The organism is Aeromonas sp. 603404 (assembly GCF_049171775.1).
GTDB lineage: Bacteria > Pseudomonadota > Gammaproteobacteria > Enterobacterales > Aeromonadaceae > Aeromonas > Aeromonas veronii_A.
The window spans coordinates 365,975-382,066 of sequence record NZ_JAAKPE010000001.1 but is presented as its reverse complement, the minus strand read 5'-3'; the positions used below and the strand labels follow the sequence as shown (position 1 = coordinate 382,066).

At 59.3% G+C, this 16,092-nt stretch carries 14 protein-coding genes and 1 riboswitch; of the genes, 7 read left to right on the top strand and 7 right to left on the bottom strand.

Annotated features, from left to right (window positions below; translation table 11 throughout):
• Positions 1-277 precede the first annotated feature (277 nt).
• The gene (locus tag G5306_RS01625; RefSeq protein ID WP_421312154.1) at positions 278-1,894 is read left to right on the top strand and encodes a peptide ABC transporter substrate-binding protein; all 1,617 of its coding nucleotides are present in this window, start codon (positions 278-280) and stop codon (positions 1,892-1,894) included.
• A 104-nt stretch (positions 1,895-1,998) separates the two neighbouring features.
• On the opposite strand, the gene G5306_RS01620 is transcribed toward G5306_RS01625, so the two are convergent.
• The 3 genes from G5306_RS01620 to sixA all read right to left on the bottom strand — a co-directional run bounded on the left by G5306_RS01620 (position 1,999) and on the right by sixA (position 3,888).
• A complete protein-coding gene (locus G5306_RS01620) occupies positions 1,999-2,916 on the bottom strand; it encodes a DMT family transporter (RefSeq protein WP_266133916.1) in 918 nt (305 codons plus the stop codon).
• A 164-nt stretch (positions 2,917-3,080) separates the two neighbouring features.
• Entirely contained in the window at positions 3,081-3,287 is a 207-nt protein-coding gene (locus G5306_RS01615) for a DUF1107 domain-containing protein (protein ID WP_005336998.1), read from the bottom strand.
• 133 nt (positions 3,288-3,420) lie between these two features.
• Positions 3,421-3,888 carry a phosphohistidine phosphatase SixA gene (gene sixA / locus G5306_RS01610; protein WP_021230584.1) on the bottom strand — a complete coding sequence of 156 codons (468 nt, stop codon included), beginning with the start codon at positions 3,886-3,888 and terminating at the stop codon, positions 3,421-3,423.
• 162 nt (positions 3,889-4,050) lie between these two features.
• Between sixA and G5306_RS01605 the strand changes: the two genes are divergently transcribed.
• Entirely contained in the window at positions 4,051-6,837 is a 2,787-nt protein-coding gene (locus tag G5306_RS01605; protein WP_279485641.1) for an insulinase family protein, read from the top strand.
• Between the two features lie 331 nt (positions 6,838-7,168).
• Here G5306_RS01605 and G5306_RS01600 read toward each other — a convergent pair whose 3' ends face one another.
• The 3 genes from G5306_RS01600 to G5306_RS01590 all read right to left on the bottom strand — a co-directional run bounded on the left by G5306_RS01600 (position 7,169) and on the right by G5306_RS01590 (position 10,428).
• Positions 7,169-7,816, bottom strand: a complete 648-nt coding sequence (locus G5306_RS01600) for a thiopurine S-methyltransferase (protein WP_005337003.1) — start codon at positions 7,814-7,816, stop codon at positions 7,169-7,171.
• 198 nt (positions 7,817-8,014) lie between these two features.
• On the bottom strand, positions 8,015-9,385 hold the full coding sequence (locus G5306_RS01595; RefSeq protein ID WP_421312152.1) for a leucine-rich repeat-containing protein kinase family protein: 1,371 nt from the start codon (positions 9,383-9,385) through the stop codon (positions 8,015-8,017).
• Between the two features lie 251 nt (positions 9,386-9,636).
• The gene (locus G5306_RS01590) at positions 9,637-10,428 is read right to left on the bottom strand and encodes an alpha/beta fold hydrolase (RefSeq protein WP_216978623.1); all 792 of its coding nucleotides are present in this window, start codon (positions 10,426-10,428) and stop codon (positions 9,637-9,639) included.
• 117 nt (positions 10,429-10,545) lie between these two features.
• Here G5306_RS01590 and G5306_RS01585 point away from each other — a divergent pair, with 117 nt between their 5' ends.
• The 3 genes from G5306_RS01585 to G5306_RS01575 are packed head-to-tail and all read left to right on the top strand — an operon-like array spanning position 10,546 to position 11,795.
• On the top strand, positions 10,546-10,929 hold the full coding sequence (locus G5306_RS01585; RefSeq protein WP_216978622.1) for an MmcQ/YjbR family DNA-binding protein: 384 nt from the start codon (positions 10,546-10,548) through the stop codon (positions 10,927-10,929).
• Positions 10,926-11,402 carry a GNAT family N-acetyltransferase gene (locus tag G5306_RS01580; protein ID WP_421312151.1) on the top strand — a complete coding sequence of 159 codons (477 nt, stop codon included), beginning with the start codon at positions 10,926-10,928 and terminating at the stop codon, positions 11,400-11,402. Before G5306_RS01585 ends, G5306_RS01580 begins: the two co-directional genes overlap by 4 nt.
• 57 nt (positions 11,403-11,459) lie before the next feature.
• Positions 11,460-11,795 (top strand): DUF3802 family protein, encoded by a 336-nt coding sequence (locus tag G5306_RS01575; RefSeq protein ID WP_216978620.1) that lies wholly within the window; start codon positions 11,460-11,462, stop codon positions 11,793-11,795.
• A 245-nt stretch (positions 11,796-12,040) separates the two neighbouring features.
• On the opposite strand, the gene msrA is transcribed toward G5306_RS01575, so the two are convergent.
• Complete coding sequence (gene msrA, locus G5306_RS01570; RefSeq protein WP_005352745.1) at positions 12,041-12,673, bottom strand: peptide-methionine (S)-S-oxide reductase MsrA; 633 nt, start codon at positions 12,671-12,673, stop codon at positions 12,041-12,043.
• A gap of 268 nt (positions 12,674-12,941) precedes the next feature.
• On the opposite strand from msrA, the gene argA reads away from it, so the two are divergent.
• Both argA and lysC read left to right on the top strand, forming a co-directional pair.
• On the top strand, positions 12,942-14,270 hold the full coding sequence (argA, locus tag G5306_RS01565) for an amino-acid N-acetyltransferase (protein ID WP_005345063.1): 1,329 nt from the start codon (positions 12,942-12,944) through the stop codon (positions 14,268-14,270).
• 107 nt (positions 14,271-14,377) lie between these two features.
• Positions 14,378-14,601: riboswitch (Lysine riboswitch) on the top strand.
• A gap of 90 nt (positions 14,602-14,691) precedes the next feature.
• Entirely contained in the window at positions 14,692-16,044 is a 1,353-nt protein-coding gene (lysC, locus tag G5306_RS01560) for a lysine-sensitive aspartokinase 3 (RefSeq protein ID WP_216953808.1), read from the top strand.
• The last annotated feature ends 48 nt before the right edge of the window (positions 16,045-16,092 follow it).

The window sequence follows — 16,092 nt, the reverse complement described above, 5'->3', positions numbered from 1 at the left end:
TGTTTTTTGTTTTTGCAGCGAATTAAGCGGCCTATTAAATAGGCTATTTTGCTTCACGTTATGGTAAAAGGCGCGTTTTATTCGGTTTCAATCGATAACTTTCAGCCCCTTAATTCGTGGCAATAACCTGCTGCAAGCCATGAGCTGACTGGCCTTGGGCCATTAAAAATGGAGTCTGATGGGCCTGCCGTTCCCTCAGCCATTGCCTCTTGAGATCCGATCGCCAATCCAGCACACTGATTTCGCTTTGGAAGCAAATAAAACTCAAGGATTATCAATGAACAAGACTCTCATTGCCGGCATGGTAGCCGGACTGTTTGCCCTTCCCGCCTTGGCTGCCCAGGTGCCTGCCGGTACCAAGCTGCTGCCGGATGCCCAACAAATCTACGTGACCAATATCGGCACCGAACCCACCACCATCGACCCCCAGCTGGTAGAAGAGACCGCTGGTAGTGCCATCGTCAACGATCTGTTTGAAGGGCTCTATGAGCTGGATAATACCGGCAAGATCAAACCAGCAGGCGCCGTCAGCTACGAGGTCGACAAGACAGGTACCGTCTACACCTTCAAGCTGAGGCCCGAGGCCAAGTGGTCAAACGGTGAACCGGTCACCGCCGCCGATTATGTCTACGGCTGGCAACGGGCGGCCGATCCCAAGACGGCCTCCAACTACGCCTGGTTTATCGAGCTGACCGGAGTGGTCAATGCAAGCGAGGTGACACAGGGCAAGAAGAGCCCGTCAGAGCTCGGGATCAAGGCGCTCGATGACCACACCCTGCAGGTTACCCTGAAAAATCCGGTCCCCTTCTTCCTGAAGACGCTGGCCCACTACACCACGTTCCCGGCCCCCAAGGCCACCATTGAAAAATACGGCAAGGATTGGGTCAAACCGGGCAATATCGTCTCCAACGGTGCCTTTGTACTCAAGGAGTGGACCCCCAACGAGCGGCTGAGTGCCGAGCGCAATACCCACTACTGGAACAACCAGCACACCGTCCTGAACAAGGTGATCTATCTGGAGATCGTCTCCGAAACCGCCGCCTACAACCGCTATCGCACCGGTGAACTGCACTACACCACTTATCCGCTGGAGCAGTACAAGCAGCTCAAGAGCAAGAGCCCAGAAGAACTGGTCAGCGTACCCACGCTGGCCAGCTATTACTATGTCTTCAATACCCAGCGCAAGCCGTTCGATGATCCGAAAGTACGCAAGGCGCTCTCGCTCGCCATCGACCGGGAGACCATCACCGACAAGATCCTGGGACAGGGACAAATTGCCGCATATAGCTTCACGCCCCCCATTGTGGACGGCTTTGAATTGAAAAAACCGGCCAGCCAGCTGCAGAGCAAAGAGGAGCGGATCAAGCAAGCCAAAGCGCTGTTGGCCGAAGCGGGATATGGCCCGGACAAGCCACTCACAGTGGACATTCTCTACAACACCAACGAGAGCCACAAAAAGATTGCGTTGGCCGTCTCCTCCATGTGGAAACACAACCTGGGGGTCACTGCCACCCTCAACAACATGGAGTGGAAGACCATGGTCTCGGCACTCAACGAGGGGGATTTCGGGGTTAGCCGCTATGGCTGGAACGGGGATTATAACGATGCCTCCACCTTCCTCGACATCATGACCTCCAGCAGCAGTGCCAACAGCGGCAAGTGGTTCAACAAGGAGTACGACGCCCTGCTGGCCAGGGCCCACGACTCGCTGGATCCCGCTGAACGCAATGCCCTGTATCAACAGGCAGAGGCACTCATTGATGCGGATGCCCCCATCGCCCCCATCTATTTTTCGGTCAAATCAAGGTTGCTCAAACCTTTCGTGAAAGGCTATCCCCACCTTAACCCGCAGGATGTGGTCTACAGCAAGGAGCTCTATCTGGTTGCCCAGTAACCGGCTCGGCAAGATGTGACCATAAAAAAGCGCCTGCATTGCTGCAGGCGCTTTTCATTGGCGGCCAAGCGGGCCATTGGGCCCATCTACGCTTTCACGCAAGATTACTCTTCGGGACAAGGAGCCAACACCTCCCGGCGACGACCCATCACCACCGGACGCACCAACAACTGAGCCAGCAAAACCCCCAGCAGAGTCAGACCGCCCCCGATCAGGTGATAGCTGGTCAGCCGCTCTCCCAGCAGGGTGATGGCAAGGCCAGCCGTCATCACTGGCAGCAGATTCATAAAGATGGCGGTACGATTGGCACCAAGCAGGGTGATCCCCTGCATCCAGAGCCAGGGACAGAGGGCCGACGCGGGGATCCCCGCATAGAAGATCAGCCAGATCGCACGCCCCTCTGGCAGCTGACCATCCACCAGCAGAAAGAAGGGGGTCAGGATCAGCACACTGCAGAGCACCTGACCGTAGAGCAGCGACCAGTTGTCGAGCCCCAAATCCCACTTCTTGAGCAGCACGCTATAAAGGGCATAAGTGCCCGCCGAGAGCAGCATGTAGACAGAGCCGATATGAATACCCTGGGTAAACAGTCGGGTCGGATCCCCCTGCCCCAGCAAGATAGACAAGCCAAAGATGGAGAGCAGCGCCCCCAGCACGGCGCCCCAGGTGGGCCGCTCACGCAGCAGCCAGATGCTGAGTAACACGGTCAACAGTGGCGTCAGCCCCATCATCAATCCCATCTCGGTGGCCCCCATGGTCTGTGCGGCGTAGTACCCAAAGGTCTGATTAAGCACCATGCCCAGCGAGGCCAGCATGGCGATCTGCCAAAGGCCGGCACGAATGCGGGCACGCGCACGCCATACTCGACGGGCCAGAAACGGGCTTAATACCAGCGCAGCCACCACCCAGCGCGACCAGGCCAAGGCTGCCGGGGACAACACACCAACCGCCAGTTTGCTGACGATGCCATTGCCAGCCCAGATGGCAATGCAGGAGAAAGGAAACAGAAAGGCAAAGGGCATGAGAGGATCCAGACCGAAGAGACAACAGCGGGCCAGTATAGGGGGCGATGGAAGATAAACAAAGGTGTGGGCTTGAACAGCCACATAGTGAACGCCAGTAGCCAGAAACAAATATGCCCGCAAAAGTGCGGGCATATCAGTGCAGAAACAGGTTCAGAAGCGCATCACGCGGCATCCATGTGCAATCTTGAGATCAGCTCGTTGACCTCAGTGACTGTCTGGCGGTGGGGAATATCCGCCGGATTTGGCATCAGCAACAAACCGGATTGGAAATCAAACCGCCCCCGACCATGAATGTAAATCCGACCTTTAAAGAAGGTTTTGACATGCTTTGCCACCATCAGTGGCAGGTACTTCTTGAACACTCTCATCGTTTGCAACCTCTTGCAGTTGTATCCGTATGACAGCAGCTTCTGCGAATTAATTCCGAAAAATATTTATAAAAATCCGGAAAACTCGCCCATCTCTTCCCAAAAAATTCAATTTATAACTTTTTATTAACTTTCAGCCTATTGTATGCGGCCCTTCGAGCCAGAGCAAGGCTCCTTTGCCATCATGCCACTCGATACAGGCAATCCCCGAGGTGGCGAACATGGGTGCTCCTGCGGCCGGGCAGAGGCTTTGCACCAGATAACCCACCAGAGGCAGATGGCTGACCATCAGGATCTGGTCATGTTGCTCAGCCAGAGTAGTGAGGTAGCTGGCCACGAAAGCCGGATCACCGTACGGGGTAATGTCGCCACTCTCTTCAACGGCTGCTGCGTCAGGTAACTCACTGCATATAGCTTGCCAGGTCTGGCGTGCCCGCAGATAGTTGCTGTGGATCACCCGATCCAGCGGGCCAATCAGCTGAGGCGCCAGCCAGCGAGCCATCTGGATAGACTCTTCAATACCCTGCTCGGTCAATGGACGCTGTTCATCTGTTTTCGCATTCATGCCAGCTTGGCCATGACGCATGATATAGATCTTCATTACAACCTCGCCCAACGGGCCTGTTTTGATAGCCGGGGGATCTTACCCCGCCACGGGTGTGGAAACAATTGCGCTACCTCTCAGAAAAGGGTTTGCCTGACGGGATAGCGGGGTCGATAATCATGTTTAAATTCAAATAAATCCAACGTGAGTCACACGCCAATGAGCCCATATGCCAGTCCCAATGACCATCGGCAATACCATTTTCTGGAGCTGGCCAACCGGCTCAGGGTCTTGTTGATTTGTGATCCCGACACAGACAAATCTGCCGCCTCGCTGGCGGTCAATACCGGCCATTTTGACGATCCCGCCGACCGGCAGGGAATGGCCCATTTTCTAGAGCACATGCTGTTTCTCGGCACCTGCACCTACCCCAAACCTGGTGAGTACCAGCAATTTATGAGCCGTCATGGCGGCAGCAACAACGCCTGGACCGGCACCGAATTCACCAACTTCTTCTTCGAGATCGACAACGGCTTCTTCGAAGCAGGGCTGGATCGCTTCTCCCAGTTCTTTATCTGCCCAACCTTTGATCCGGAATGGGTGGACAAGGAGCGCAATGCGGTCGACTCCGAGTATCGCCTCAAGCTGCAGGACGACATGCGCCGCAGCTATCAGGTGCATAAAGAGACGGTCAACCCGGCGCACCCCTTCTCCAAGTTCTCGGTGGGCAACCTCGATACCCTGGCCGACCTGCCGGGACGGGATCTGCGCTCCGACCTTATCCGTTTTTACGAAAGCCATTACAGCGCGGATCGCATGGCGCTGGTGATGATCTCGCCGGAATCCATCGATACCCAGTTGCAGTGGTGCTGTCGCTACTTTGCTCCCATTTTGAATCGCAATTTGGGAACCCCGACCCTCACCATGCCGCTCTACCGGCTCGATGATCTCGGCGTGCGCATCCACATCAACCCGGTCAAGGAGACCCGCAAGCTGTCGCTCTGCTTCCCCCTGCCCAATGTGGACGAGTTTTACGACAAAAAGCCCCTCACCTTCCTGAGCCATCTGATTGGCTACGAGGGGGATGGCAGCCTGCTCTCCCTGCTCAAGGCGAAAGGCTGGGTCAATCAGCTCTCGGCGGGCGGTGGCATCAGCGGCGCCAACTTCAAGGATTTTGGCGTCAACTTCGGCCTCACCCCTCTGGGTCTTGAGCATGTGGATGACATCCTCGCCGCCCTGTTTGGCTATCTGAAACTGATTGGCCGCGAAGGGCTGCAGAGCTGGCGCTATGACGAAAAACGGACCGTACTCGAGTCGGCGTTTCGCTTTCAGGAGCGCGGCCGCCCCCTCGATACGGTGTCGGGGCTGGTGCTCAACCTCTTTAGCTACAAACCTGAGGATCTGCTCTACGGCGACTACATGATGCGCGAATATGACGAGGGGCTGATCCGCCGCTTCCTCGCCAAGCTCACCCCGCACAACCTGCGTATCACCATCACTGCGCCGGAAGTGGCAACCGATCGGCTGGCCCGCTGGTATCAGACCCCCTACAGCGTGGCAACCATTACCGAGGCCGAGAAAATTCGCTGGCAGCAGAGCGAGCCGGATCCGGCGCTGGCGCTGCCCAAGCCCAACCCCTTTATCAGCAGCCGACTCGATCCGCGTACGCCAGAGCTTGCCGCCGACATGCCCGCCTGCCTTATCGATCGCCCCGGTTTTCGCCTCTGGCACCTCCATGAGCACCTGTTCAGCGTGCCCAAGGGCAATCTCTATATCTCCATCGACAGCGAACATGCGGTAAAAAATCCGCGCAATATCGCCATGGCGCGCCTCGCCGTGGAGCTGTTGGCCGACCACCTCAACGCCCTCACCTATCCGGCGGAGCTGGCGGGGCTGGGTTACCAGATCTATGCCCATCAGGGGGGCTTTACTATCAACCTGAGCGGTTTTGCCGACAAGCAGCCGCTGTTGCTCGACATGATCCTCGGCAACCGCACCCTGGGCTATCCGGATCCGGGTCGCTTCGCCGAAATCAAGGAGCAGCTCATTCGCAACTGGGACAACCAGTCCAAGGCGCGCCCCATCTCCCAGCTCTTTAACCAGCTCACCAGTTTGCTGCAACCGAACAACCCGCCGTTCGAGCAGTTGCTGCGCCACCTGCGCACCGTCGAGCTGGAAGAGATGCCCGGCTTCGTGGCCCAGCTGTTTGGCGAGGTGCATGTCGAGGCACTGGTACATGGCGACTGGACTGCCGCCGAGGCGCTGGAGCTGGCCGCCCTGATGGAGCGCCACCTGAGCGATATCAATGGCACCAGCAGCAAGCCGAGCGGCGAGACCCGCCGCCCGCTCATCTCCATTCAGGACAGAGGCACCCTTATTCGCGAGCAGGGTTGCGATCACGAAGACTCGGCACTGCTGGTCTACTACCAGTCCCGCACCACCCGGGCGCGGGATCTCGCCTGCTTCACCCTGGCAAACCACATCATGTCCTCCACCTTCTTCCACGAGCTGCGCACCCGCCAGCAACTGGGGTATGTGGTGGGAGCCGGCAACCTGCCCCTCAATCGCCATCCGGGCCTGATCTTCTATATCCAGTCGCCGGTGGCGGGACCGCAGATCCTGCTCGATGCGGTGGAGGAGTTTATCGACCTCTTCCCGCTCGCCATGCTCGAATTCACCGAACAGCAGTGGCAGGAGAGCAAGGCGGGGCTGCAAGCCCAGCTGAGCGAGCGGGATGCCAACCTGCGCAGTCGCGGCCAGCGGCTGTGGGTCAGCATCGGCAACAAGGATCTGGGGTTCGATCAACGGGAGCGGGTCTGCGACGAGGTGGGCAAGTTGAGCCGCGCCGATCTGGTGCGCTTTATCACCCAACTGCGTTCGCGCACCTCCGACCGGCTGATCCTCTGCAGCTATGGTCAGGGGCACGAACATGACGAGCGGATCACCGGCCAGTTTATCGACGATCCACGGGCATTTCGGCTCAATGCCGCCACCTTCGAGGCCTGATCAGGCCTCGACATCCCCCGTTTTTCCTGCCCACAGCAAATCGCAGGCAATAAAAAGCCGACCCATCAGGGTCGGCTGGAAAAACCATAACAATTGCGACCAAAGCCGCCAAAAGTGAACATGAGCGTGAAAATCAGACACTGAGTTGCTGATCAGCAAGCGGGAAAGACCCGATACTCGCTTTGCAATGCCAACAGTGATTGAGAAACAGCCTCATATTAGGCACTCCCCCCGCCAATCACGTTGATCTACGTCAAAGGAGGTAGCGAAGAGCGCGTAGCCCGATGATTTGTCGGCGCAGATCACTCTTTGGCCGCCCGTTAGCTGCCCGTTAACCCCGGCGAACCAGCCGGTAGGCCACCTCATCGAAGTAGGAGAGCTGGCCCGACAACACCCGCGGGTGATCCACCTCGGCAGCGCGCCCCAGCACCTCGATACGAAAATCGCGCTCAAACAGGGCCCGCACCTCCATCTCACCCACCGAGAAGGGGGGCTGACTCTGCTGCTCAGGCTGATATTCGAGGGTCACCAGCAGGATCTGGCCACCGGTCTCGACCAGCGAACTGATCAGGGCTGCATACTGGCGACGCATCGCGGTCGGCAGGGCGATCAGCGCCGCGCGGTCATAGACCAGCCGGTAACGGCGACCCAGACTGGGGGCGGCGAAAAAATCCCCCTGAAAAATGCGCAGGCTGTCCACTTGATGGCACTGATAAGGGCCCACTTCGCTGACGGTAGCGGCGAGCTGGTTTTCACTGAAGAACTGGCTGACGGCAAGGCTCGATAGCTCGAAACCGTCGACCGGATGGCCCTGAGCGCTCAGCCAGAGCATGTCACGGGACTTGCCGCACAGGGGAACCAGCACCGGCTCGTCCGCTTGCTGGGCTGACCACCAGGATTGCAGCCAGTGGTTGAAGTCCGCCTGATGAAAGCCAATCCGGTTCTCTTCCCAACGCTGATGCCAAAACGCAGCTTCCATCGTTATTACCCTTCTGTACTAAAGATGCCTCAATATCACAACTTAACCGGCACCGCGCAACCCTCTGCCCTCCCCTTTTTGCCGCGCAGCCTCGGCGTGTTATCGGGAGAATGGCGGGACGTCACCTTGCCGTGCGCCTCGCTGTCGCAATGAGCGCTATTGGCTGCGTTTATAACGTGCCTGCCAACGTCAATTAGATCACGACAGCGTGGCGCGAGCGGCCGCCAGCTGACGCTCTATATAAGCAAAATCGGGGCGTTCGGCGGGGAGTTCCGAGAGGCAGGCCGCTTTGAGCTGATGCAACCCATCAAGCGGTGAGTCTTGCGTATCGCAATGGGCCAGCAGCTCCTCCAGCAGGCAACCAAAGGCGCGCACTTCCAGTCGCTCAAGGCCCATGGCCCGCTCGCGGTCGCAGCGGTCATATAAGGAAGCGGCGCCAAAATCCCCCAGCAGGGCGCGAGCCGGCGCGTCAGAACCGCGGGCAAACAGAATATTGTGGCCGTAGAGATCCCCGTGCATGATGCCCGCGCGATGCAGATGGCCCTCCACCGAGGCGATGCCGTGGGCCATCGCCAGCGCATCCGGCACACTCAGATGCAGCCCCTCTGGATAGACATCCCGGGTGCAGGAGTCCAGGCTCGGCGGCCCGGCCAGATTGACAAAGGCCGGGTCGATCAGCTCCATCACCAGCGCCGGAATACCGGAGGGGTGATCAGCCACCTTGCCTATCACCTTGATAAGGTTGGGATGAGTGCCCGCCGCCAGCGATGCCGCCATCTCGCAGCGGGGCAACCCGTCGCTGGTCACCGCCCCCTTGAACAGCTTGACCGCCACCTGACTGGCATCGGCTCCGCCGCTGGCCTGAGTCACTTCATCAGCAGGATTACCCACAAGGGTGGCGCGATGGATAACGCCGGATGCTCCCTGCCCCAGCAGCTCGCCCAGCGCCAGCGTCTCCCAAGCAATCGGCGTGACATGGGCATCATCGATGGCCCGCGCCTCCGCCCCTTCGCTAAAGGGGTTGCCGGAGTAGGCGAGCCATGCAAGGCGCGGCAGCGACAGCAGCCACTCGGGGAAGCGTTCGATGCGGTTGGCGGCGATGCGCAGCAACTCCAGATTGCGGCAGTTGGCAAGGCTCCTCGGCAGCTCGCGCAGGCGGTTGCCCGCCAGCATCAGCTTTTGCAGGGCGTCGCACTGGCCCAGCTCATCAGGCAGCTGCTCAATTGCGTTATCGGTCAGGATCAGCCAGCGCAAACCGGCGGGCAACGCCCTGGCCGAGACGGTGGCAATCCGGTTGGCCTTAAAGCCCACCATGGTGAGCGCCGGGCAACGCCCCAGCACCTCGGGCAGCTCGGTAAAGCGGTTCTCGGAGCAGAAGATGATGCGCAGTTTGCCAAACCCGGCCAGCTCGTCGGGGAGCGCGCTTAGCTGGTTGCCGGTGAGATCCAGCACCTCCAGCGTCTCTTTCAGGCTCAAAATCTCGGTGGGGAACTCCGTCAGGTTTTCACAAAGCTTCAGATGGCGGGCACCGCACAGTTCACCTGCGCGCAGCTGTTCCAGAGTATGCATAACCGTTTCTCAATCCTGATGATCTGCCTGATGACGTAGCCAGCCATCAGCGCGCGCCGAACCCGGGTCCGGCGATTTTAAAGGGGGGCATTATAAAGAATCAGAGGGGCAGATCACCCCTTGTAGCTTGAAAGTATGCGGCTTATACGATCGCCAAGACAGCGACATCTATTGCACGTTGGCAGCGCTTTGCTCACGGCCTGCTTGCAATGCCGCTGTAGCATGACCTGAATGCACAGCGTAACGAATCCTTATTTCCGTCCGCACCCCAGCGATTGAATAAATGCCAGCGTACGACGATTAAACTGTTCCGGCTGCTCCACATTGCAGACATGGCCGCACCGCTGGATCACCGCCAACGAGGAGCTGGCATCGATGGCCACCTGTTCGCGCACCGGTGCCAGAAACATATGATCCTCCTCCCCCATCACATAGAGGGTGGGAATGGGCAGGGAGCGTTCGCGAAAATAGCGCATCAGCGGGTTGACCTCGGTGGCGAGGCGGAACCAGCGCTTGAACTCTTTCTGGCAGAGCTTGCGGGCCTCGCGCACAAAGAGATTGCGCGACTCCTGATGGTGCTGGCGCGGCATGATGATGAAGGCAAACAGCCGGTAGAGCCACATATAGGGCAGGAAGTGCTGGCCGAGTCGGCCCAGCTGCACCAGCACCCGCGATCGGATATCGAGCCGCAGGATGGCGCCCCCCAGTACCATGCTCTTGACCCGCTCCGGGCAGAGCTCGGCCAGATGGCGAATCAGGATGGTACCAAGGGAGATGCCGACAAAGTGGGCGCGGCGGATATCGAGATGATCGAGCAGCCGAACGATATCTTCGGTCACTTCCCGAAAGCTGTAGTGGCCCTTGACCACCTGTTGCAGCTGGTGGGACTGGCCGTGGCCGCGCAAGTCCAGCAGCAGCACATTGAAGTGCTCGCGATAGGCGCGCAGCTGCTTGAACCAGATGGAGGAGCTGCCACCGGCGCCGTGGACAAACACCACCCAATCCCGCTCGGGACCCAGTTCGAAAGTCTTGTGATACAACATCCAATAGGCTCCCTTGGTGATGGGGGGTATACTCGGCTGGCGCATATTAACAGAACAGGCCCGCCGATAGATATGCGCCTGACATGACCCGGATCACCCCTTGCGCGAGAACCCACCATGGATTTGACCCGTTTGCGCCACTTTCTGCTCTCCCTGCCGGGCACCACCGAAGATACACCGTTTGGCCCGGAGATCCTGGTCTACCGCATCGCGGGCAAGATGTTCGCGCTGGTGGATTGGCAGGCCGAGCCGCTTACCATCAACCTCAAGTGCGAGCCCGAGCTAGCGTTGCTGCTGCGCGAGATCCACCCCGAGGTCAAACCGGGCTGGCATATGAACAAACAACACTGGAACACAGTGACCCTGAACAGCACCTTGCCGGATGATCTCTGGCAAGGCTGGGTGCTCCACTCCTATGAGCGGGTTGTCGCGGGTTTGCCCAAAGCCAAACGGCCACAGGCGCCGCGCACCCTCTCCCCCACTGACGACCCAACCTTATGACGCCAGCACTGCGTATTATCCCCCTTGACGAGACACATATCCCCGCCCTCGTGACCCTGTTTGAGCAGGCGGTGCGACACAGCGGCCCCGAGCACTACAGCGCAGAACAGGTGGAGCAGTGGGCCCTCGGTTCACAGCATCCGGGCTTTGTCGGCCAGCTGCGTGAACACCACGGCTGGGTGGCAGAGCAGGCAAATGTGCCCCTCGGTTTTGTCACTCTGAGCTCCGATGGCCACCTCAGTCTGCTCTATGTGAGCGCCGACCATCAGCGCCAGGGACTGGGCAATCTGCTGCTCACCACGGCGCTCGCGGGAGCCAGAGGGCTCGGTCTGACGCTCATCACCACCGAGGCCAGCGCCTTCAGTTATGAGCTATTTTTACGACATGGCTTTACGTTGACCGGGCTGGAGTGCGTGGATCGGGGCGGAGTCAGTTTTACTCGCCATCGCCTGCACTGCAGCTTGCCAAGCTAGAGCAAGCCACTAAAATACGCTCAATTTTCGTATTGTTACTGTATTGAGGCAGCAACCATGGTGGTAGAAAGTGAAGGCTATATCTCGCTGATCGAGTATCTGGTGGAGAGTTTGGGATTGTTTGAATCCCAACAGCAGAGCGATGGTGAAGAGACCATCGAAGACCTGGTCAGTGGCCGTGTTGCCAGCAACCTGATGGCCATTTGCGAACAAAACCCCCAGCTCGATCCCAAGGTGCGTTTCGCCATCATGCAGGAGGCCGACGCCGTGGTCGCCGATCTGGAAGAGGTGCTCTCTGCTGTCTGGCTGCGCGCCCCGACCCCGGAACAAAAAACCTTCCTCATCGAATTTATCGATCTCATCAAGAACCTGTTCGACAGCGCGATCGCCTGACCGATCGCCCCTCCCGAGCGAAAACAAGCAGATATGAAAAGGGCCGCCTTGGTGGGCAGCCCTGCTTGCTATCATTTTCAACCCGCCAGTGCGTTCATTCATCAGGCGGTTATCAAGGCAAGAAATGTGTCTGGACTTTGCATCCGATCCCTGGACGCTACCTAGTTAGTCCCGACTGGTCGCAATAAGTTCCCTCCTCCGACCATTTATTTTCACTTTTATTAAGAAATCGACTACAAACCTGTTCAGCGGTTCAGGCTTGGCGGCAAACAGACTCCAATGCCACCCAATCCGCAGTAGCCATCCGGATTTTTCTCCAGATATTGCTGATGGTAATCCTCGGCGTAGTAGAAGGGCGCCAGCGGCAGAATGCGGGTGGTAATGGCACGGCTGTCGCCGCTTGCCGCCATCGCCTGCTGATAGGCCGCCATGCTCTGCTGGGCAATGATCTGCTGGCTCTCATCGCCATAGAAGATCACCGAGCGATACTGGGTACCAATGTCCCCGCCCTGACGCATCCCCTGCGCCGGATCGTGCTGCTCCCAGAACAGTCTGAGCAGATCGCCGTAGCTGATCACCGCCGGATCAAACACCACCTGCACCGTCTCGGCATGACCGGTCAGCCCGCTGCACACCTCTTTGTAGGTGGGGTTTTGGGTCACACCGCCCTGATAACCGGCCGCGGTGGAATAGACGCCCGGCTGCTGCCAGAACAGGCGCTCCACGCCCCAGAAACAGCCCATACCAAACCAGGCGATCTCCATGTTCTCGGGCCAGGGACCCTGAGTCGGGTTGCCATTCACCGCATGCTGCTGACCAATCACCATCGCTTCGCGTCGTCCCGGCAGGGCATCTGCCGGTGAAATAATCTGTTCCATGAATTCTGTCCTTGTATAAAACCCTGTGAAATCACACAGCTGACGAAAAGGAGCATCGAAGATAGCAGTTTATCGCGCCGGATCAACCGGCGGGCCCCTCCCCGCTCGCCCCGGCGGCCGTCTGCACCGTCCGTCACCCTTTCCCGATCCGCACGGCCAACCCGCCCCTCGTAGACCAGAAACGGCCAAAATCAATATTTAGTCTTGATTTGTGAATTAATTTTCATATATTGAGCCAATCGCTGTTTTTTTATGGAAGAAATATCAAGTGCGTGAACGCGAACCCAGTCTGGTCAATGCCTTCCGGCAATCCACCCCCTATGTCAATGTGCATCGGGGTGCCACCTTTGTGCTGATGATGGGGGGAGAAGCCATCTGCCACCCCAACTTCGCCAATATCGTCAGCGATATCGCCCTGCTGCAGACACTGGGCATACGCCTGGTGCTGGTGTTTGGTTCACGTCCGCAAAACGATGAAGCGCTGGCCCGCGCCGGTATCGAGGCCCAGTATCACAAGCGGATCCGGGTCACCGATGACGAGAGTTTCACCATCATCAAACAGGTGTGTGGCGGCCTGCAATACGACATAACCGCCCAGCTCTCCATGGGGCTCGCCAACACCCCCATGCAGGGAGCGCGGATCAGCGTGGTGAGCGGCAACTTCGTCACCGCCCAGCCGCTGGGTGTGGATGATGGCATCGACTTTTGCCACAGCGGCCGGGTGCGCCGCATCGACGTGGAGGGGATCACCCGCCAGCTCGATCAGAAGAGTCTGGTGCTGATCTCCCCCATCGGCTGCTCGGTCACCGGCGAGAGCTTTAACCTGAGCTCGGAAGAGGTGGCCCGCCGGGTGGCGGTCGACCTCAAGGCGGACAAGCTCATCTGCTTTAGCAGCACCCAGGGGGTAATGGACAGACGCGGCGAAGCCATCTCCGAGCTCTTCCCCGAACAGGCCGAAGAGCTGCTGGTGGAGCTGGAGCAGGCGGGCGAAGAGATGTCCGGCACCGCCCGCTATCTGCGCGCGGCCATTGCCTCTTGCCGTGGCGGCGTGCCCCGCTCCCATCTGGTGAGCTATCAGGATGATGGCGCCATGCTGCAGGAGCTGTTCAGTCGCGACGGCCTCGGCACCCAGATAGTGCGGGAAAGTGCCGAGCAGGCCCGCGCCGCTACCATCGAGGATATCGGCGGCATTCTTGATTTGATCCGCCCGCTGGAGGAGGAAGGCATTCTGGTGCGCCGCTCCCGCGAGCAGCTGGAGATGGAGATCGACAAGTTCACCATCATCGAGCGCGATGGCCTCATCATCGGCTGCGCGGCACTCTACTGCTTTATGGAAGAGGCGATGGCGGAGATGGCCTGCGTCGCCATCCACCCCGACTATCGCAACTCAAACCGGGGGGATCAGCTGGTGGCCAAGGTGGCCGAGCGGGCCAAACGGCTCGGCATTCGCCGCCTGTTCGTGCTCACCACCCGCTCCATCCACTGGTTCCGGGAGCGGGGCTTCGATCCGCTGGAAGTGGAAGATCTGCCGGTGGCGCGCCAGCGTCTCTACAACTGGCAGCGCCGTTCCAAGGTTTTGTCAAAGACCATTGCCTAAGCCATTGATTCTGTGTTGAGTTAGCTGACAATTTGAACTTTTTCACAAACTCGATTGACAGTGCAATCCAACGCAGGGTATTTCTAAATGCACTCCACCGCCCTGGTGGAGCCAGAAGAGGAGCGCTGCCCAGGCAGCCCAAGGGAGGACGCCAGCGTCCGGTGAACTTGGGTCAGGGGGAGCAGCGCCGAGACGAGTGAGGAGACTGGTGACCTCAACGTCGGCTGCGGGGGCTGAATCCCCCGGGTTGTCATCGGTAGTGATCATCCCCCACCGCGCCCTGTCAGGGGCGGTACGGGATGGGCTCTGCAGGTGGAGTGCTTCTGGCCGGGATAGTTTCGTTCATTCCTGCCATTTTCAGCCTCCTCCTCTCTTTTTTGCCCGATGGAACCGGAATCTTAAAATAAGACAGGAGTAAGCAATGAGCCCGATCAATGTCGCCAAGTTTGGCGGAACCAGTGTCGCCAACTTCCCGGCCATGAATCACTGCGCCGATATCGTGCTGGCCAATCCCGCCACCCGGGTGGTGGTACTGAGCGCCAGCGCCGGTGTCACCAACCTGCTGGTCGCCCTGGCACAAGGGGAGCTGGACGAAGCGGGCCGCGACGAGCAGCTGGCCAAGCTGGCCGGGATCCAGCAGGCCATTCTGGCAGATCTCGGCAACCCCGTTGATGTGAGCGCCCTCATTCATGGCCAGCTGGACGAAATTCGCCTCATGGCCCAGCAAGCTCACCAGCATACCGATGCGGAGCTGGCCGATCGCCTCATTGCCTGCGGCGAGCTGATGTCTACCCGCCTCTTTACCGAGCTGCTGCGCCAGCGCGGCGTCAAGGCCCACTGGCAGGATGTGCGCCAGCTGATGCGCACCGACAGCCGCTTTGGCAAGGCCACCGTCGATCTGGCCACCACCCGTACCCTCTGCCAGCAGACGCTGGGCCCGCAGCTTGGCGACAGCCTCATCATCACCCAGGGCTTTATCGGTGCCGATGGCGATGGCCGCACCACCACGCTGGGGCGCGGCGGCTCTGACTACAGTGCGGCCCTGCTCGCCGAAGCGCTCGATGCCGCCAGTATCGAGATTTGGACCGATGTGCCCGGCATCTACACCACGGATCCGCGCCTCGTCACCCGCGCCCGCCCCATTCCTGAAATCAGCTTTGTCGAAGCAGCCGAGATGGCCACTTTCGGCGCCAAGGTGCTGCACCCCGCCACCCTGCAACCGGCGGTGCGCCAGAACATTCCGGTGTTTGTCGGCTCCGCCAAGGATCCTGCCGCCGGTGGTACCTGGATCCGCGCCAGCACAGATTCAAGCCCGCTGTTTCGCGCCATCGCCCTGCGCCGCCAGCAGGTGCTGGTGACCCTGCACAGCCTCAACATGTTCCACGCCTACGGCTTTCTGGCCGAAGTGTTCGGCATTCTGGCCCGTCACCGCATCTCGGTCGATCTCATCACCACATCGGAGGTGAGCGTGTCACTGACGCTGGATCACACCGGCAGCCAGAGTAACGGCGAACCGATCCTGAGCGACAAGGTACTGGCCGAGCTGGGCCAGCTCTGCAAGGTGGAGGTGGAAACCGGTCTGGCACTGGTGGCGCTCATCGGCAACCGGATGAGCGAAGTGAACGGGGTGGGCAGTCAGGTCTTTGACGCCCTGCGCGAGCACAACATCCGGATGATCTGCTACGGCGCCAGCGCCCACAACCTCTGCTTCCTGGTCAAGGAGAGCGAGGCGGGCAATATCGTCAACCGCCTCCATCAGGAGTTGCTGGACTGACCCTCACCGCGAGGCAATTCCGGCCATGCAACAGGGCGCCAACACGGC

Coding starts and splice junctions, on each gene's coding strand:
- G5306_RS01615 (WP_005336998.1), bottom strand. CDS start 3,287: ATGAGAGTGTTCAAGAAGTACCTGCCACTGATGGTGGCAAAGCATGTC.
- G5306_RS01585 (WP_216978622.1), top strand. CDS start 10,546: ATGGATTTGACCCGTTTGCGCCACTTTCTGCTCTCCCTGCCGGGCACC.
- lysC (WP_216953808.1), top strand. CDS start 14,692: ATGAGCCCGATCAATGTCGCCAAGTTTGGCGGAACCAGTGTCGCCAAC.
- G5306_RS01575 (WP_216978620.1), top strand. CDS start 11,460: ATGGTGGTAGAAAGTGAAGGCTATATCTCGCTGATCGAGTATCTGGTG.
- G5306_RS01600 (WP_005337003.1), bottom strand. CDS start 7,816: ATGGAAGCTGCGTTTTGGCATCAGCGTTGGGAAGAGAACCGGATTGGC.
- G5306_RS01580 (WP_421312151.1), top strand. CDS start 10,926: ATGACGCCAGCACTGCGTATTATCCCCCTTGACGAGACACATATCCCC.
- G5306_RS01625 (WP_421312154.1), top strand. CDS start 278: ATGAACAAGACTCTCATTGCCGGCATGGTAGCCGGACTGTTTGCCCTT.
- G5306_RS01590 (WP_216978623.1), bottom strand. CDS start 10,428: ATGTTGTATCACAAGACTTTCGAACTGGGTCCCGAGCGGGATTGGGTG.
- sixA (WP_021230584.1), bottom strand. CDS start 3,888: ATGAAGATCTATATCATGCGTCATGGCCAAGCTGGCATGAATGCGAAA.
- G5306_RS01605 (WP_279485641.1), top strand. CDS start 4,051: ATGAGCCCATATGCCAGTCCCAATGACCATCGGCAATACCATTTTCTG.
- msrA (WP_005352745.1), bottom strand. CDS start 12,673: ATGGAACAGATTATTTCACCGGCAGATGCCCTGCCGGGACGACGCGAA.
- G5306_RS01595 (WP_421312152.1), bottom strand. CDS start 9,385: ATGCATACTCTGGAACAGCTGCGCGCAGGTGAACTGTGCGGTGCCCGC.
- G5306_RS01620 (WP_266133916.1), bottom strand. CDS start 2,916: ATGCCCTTTGCCTTTCTGTTTCCTTTCTCCTGCATTGCCATCTGGGCT.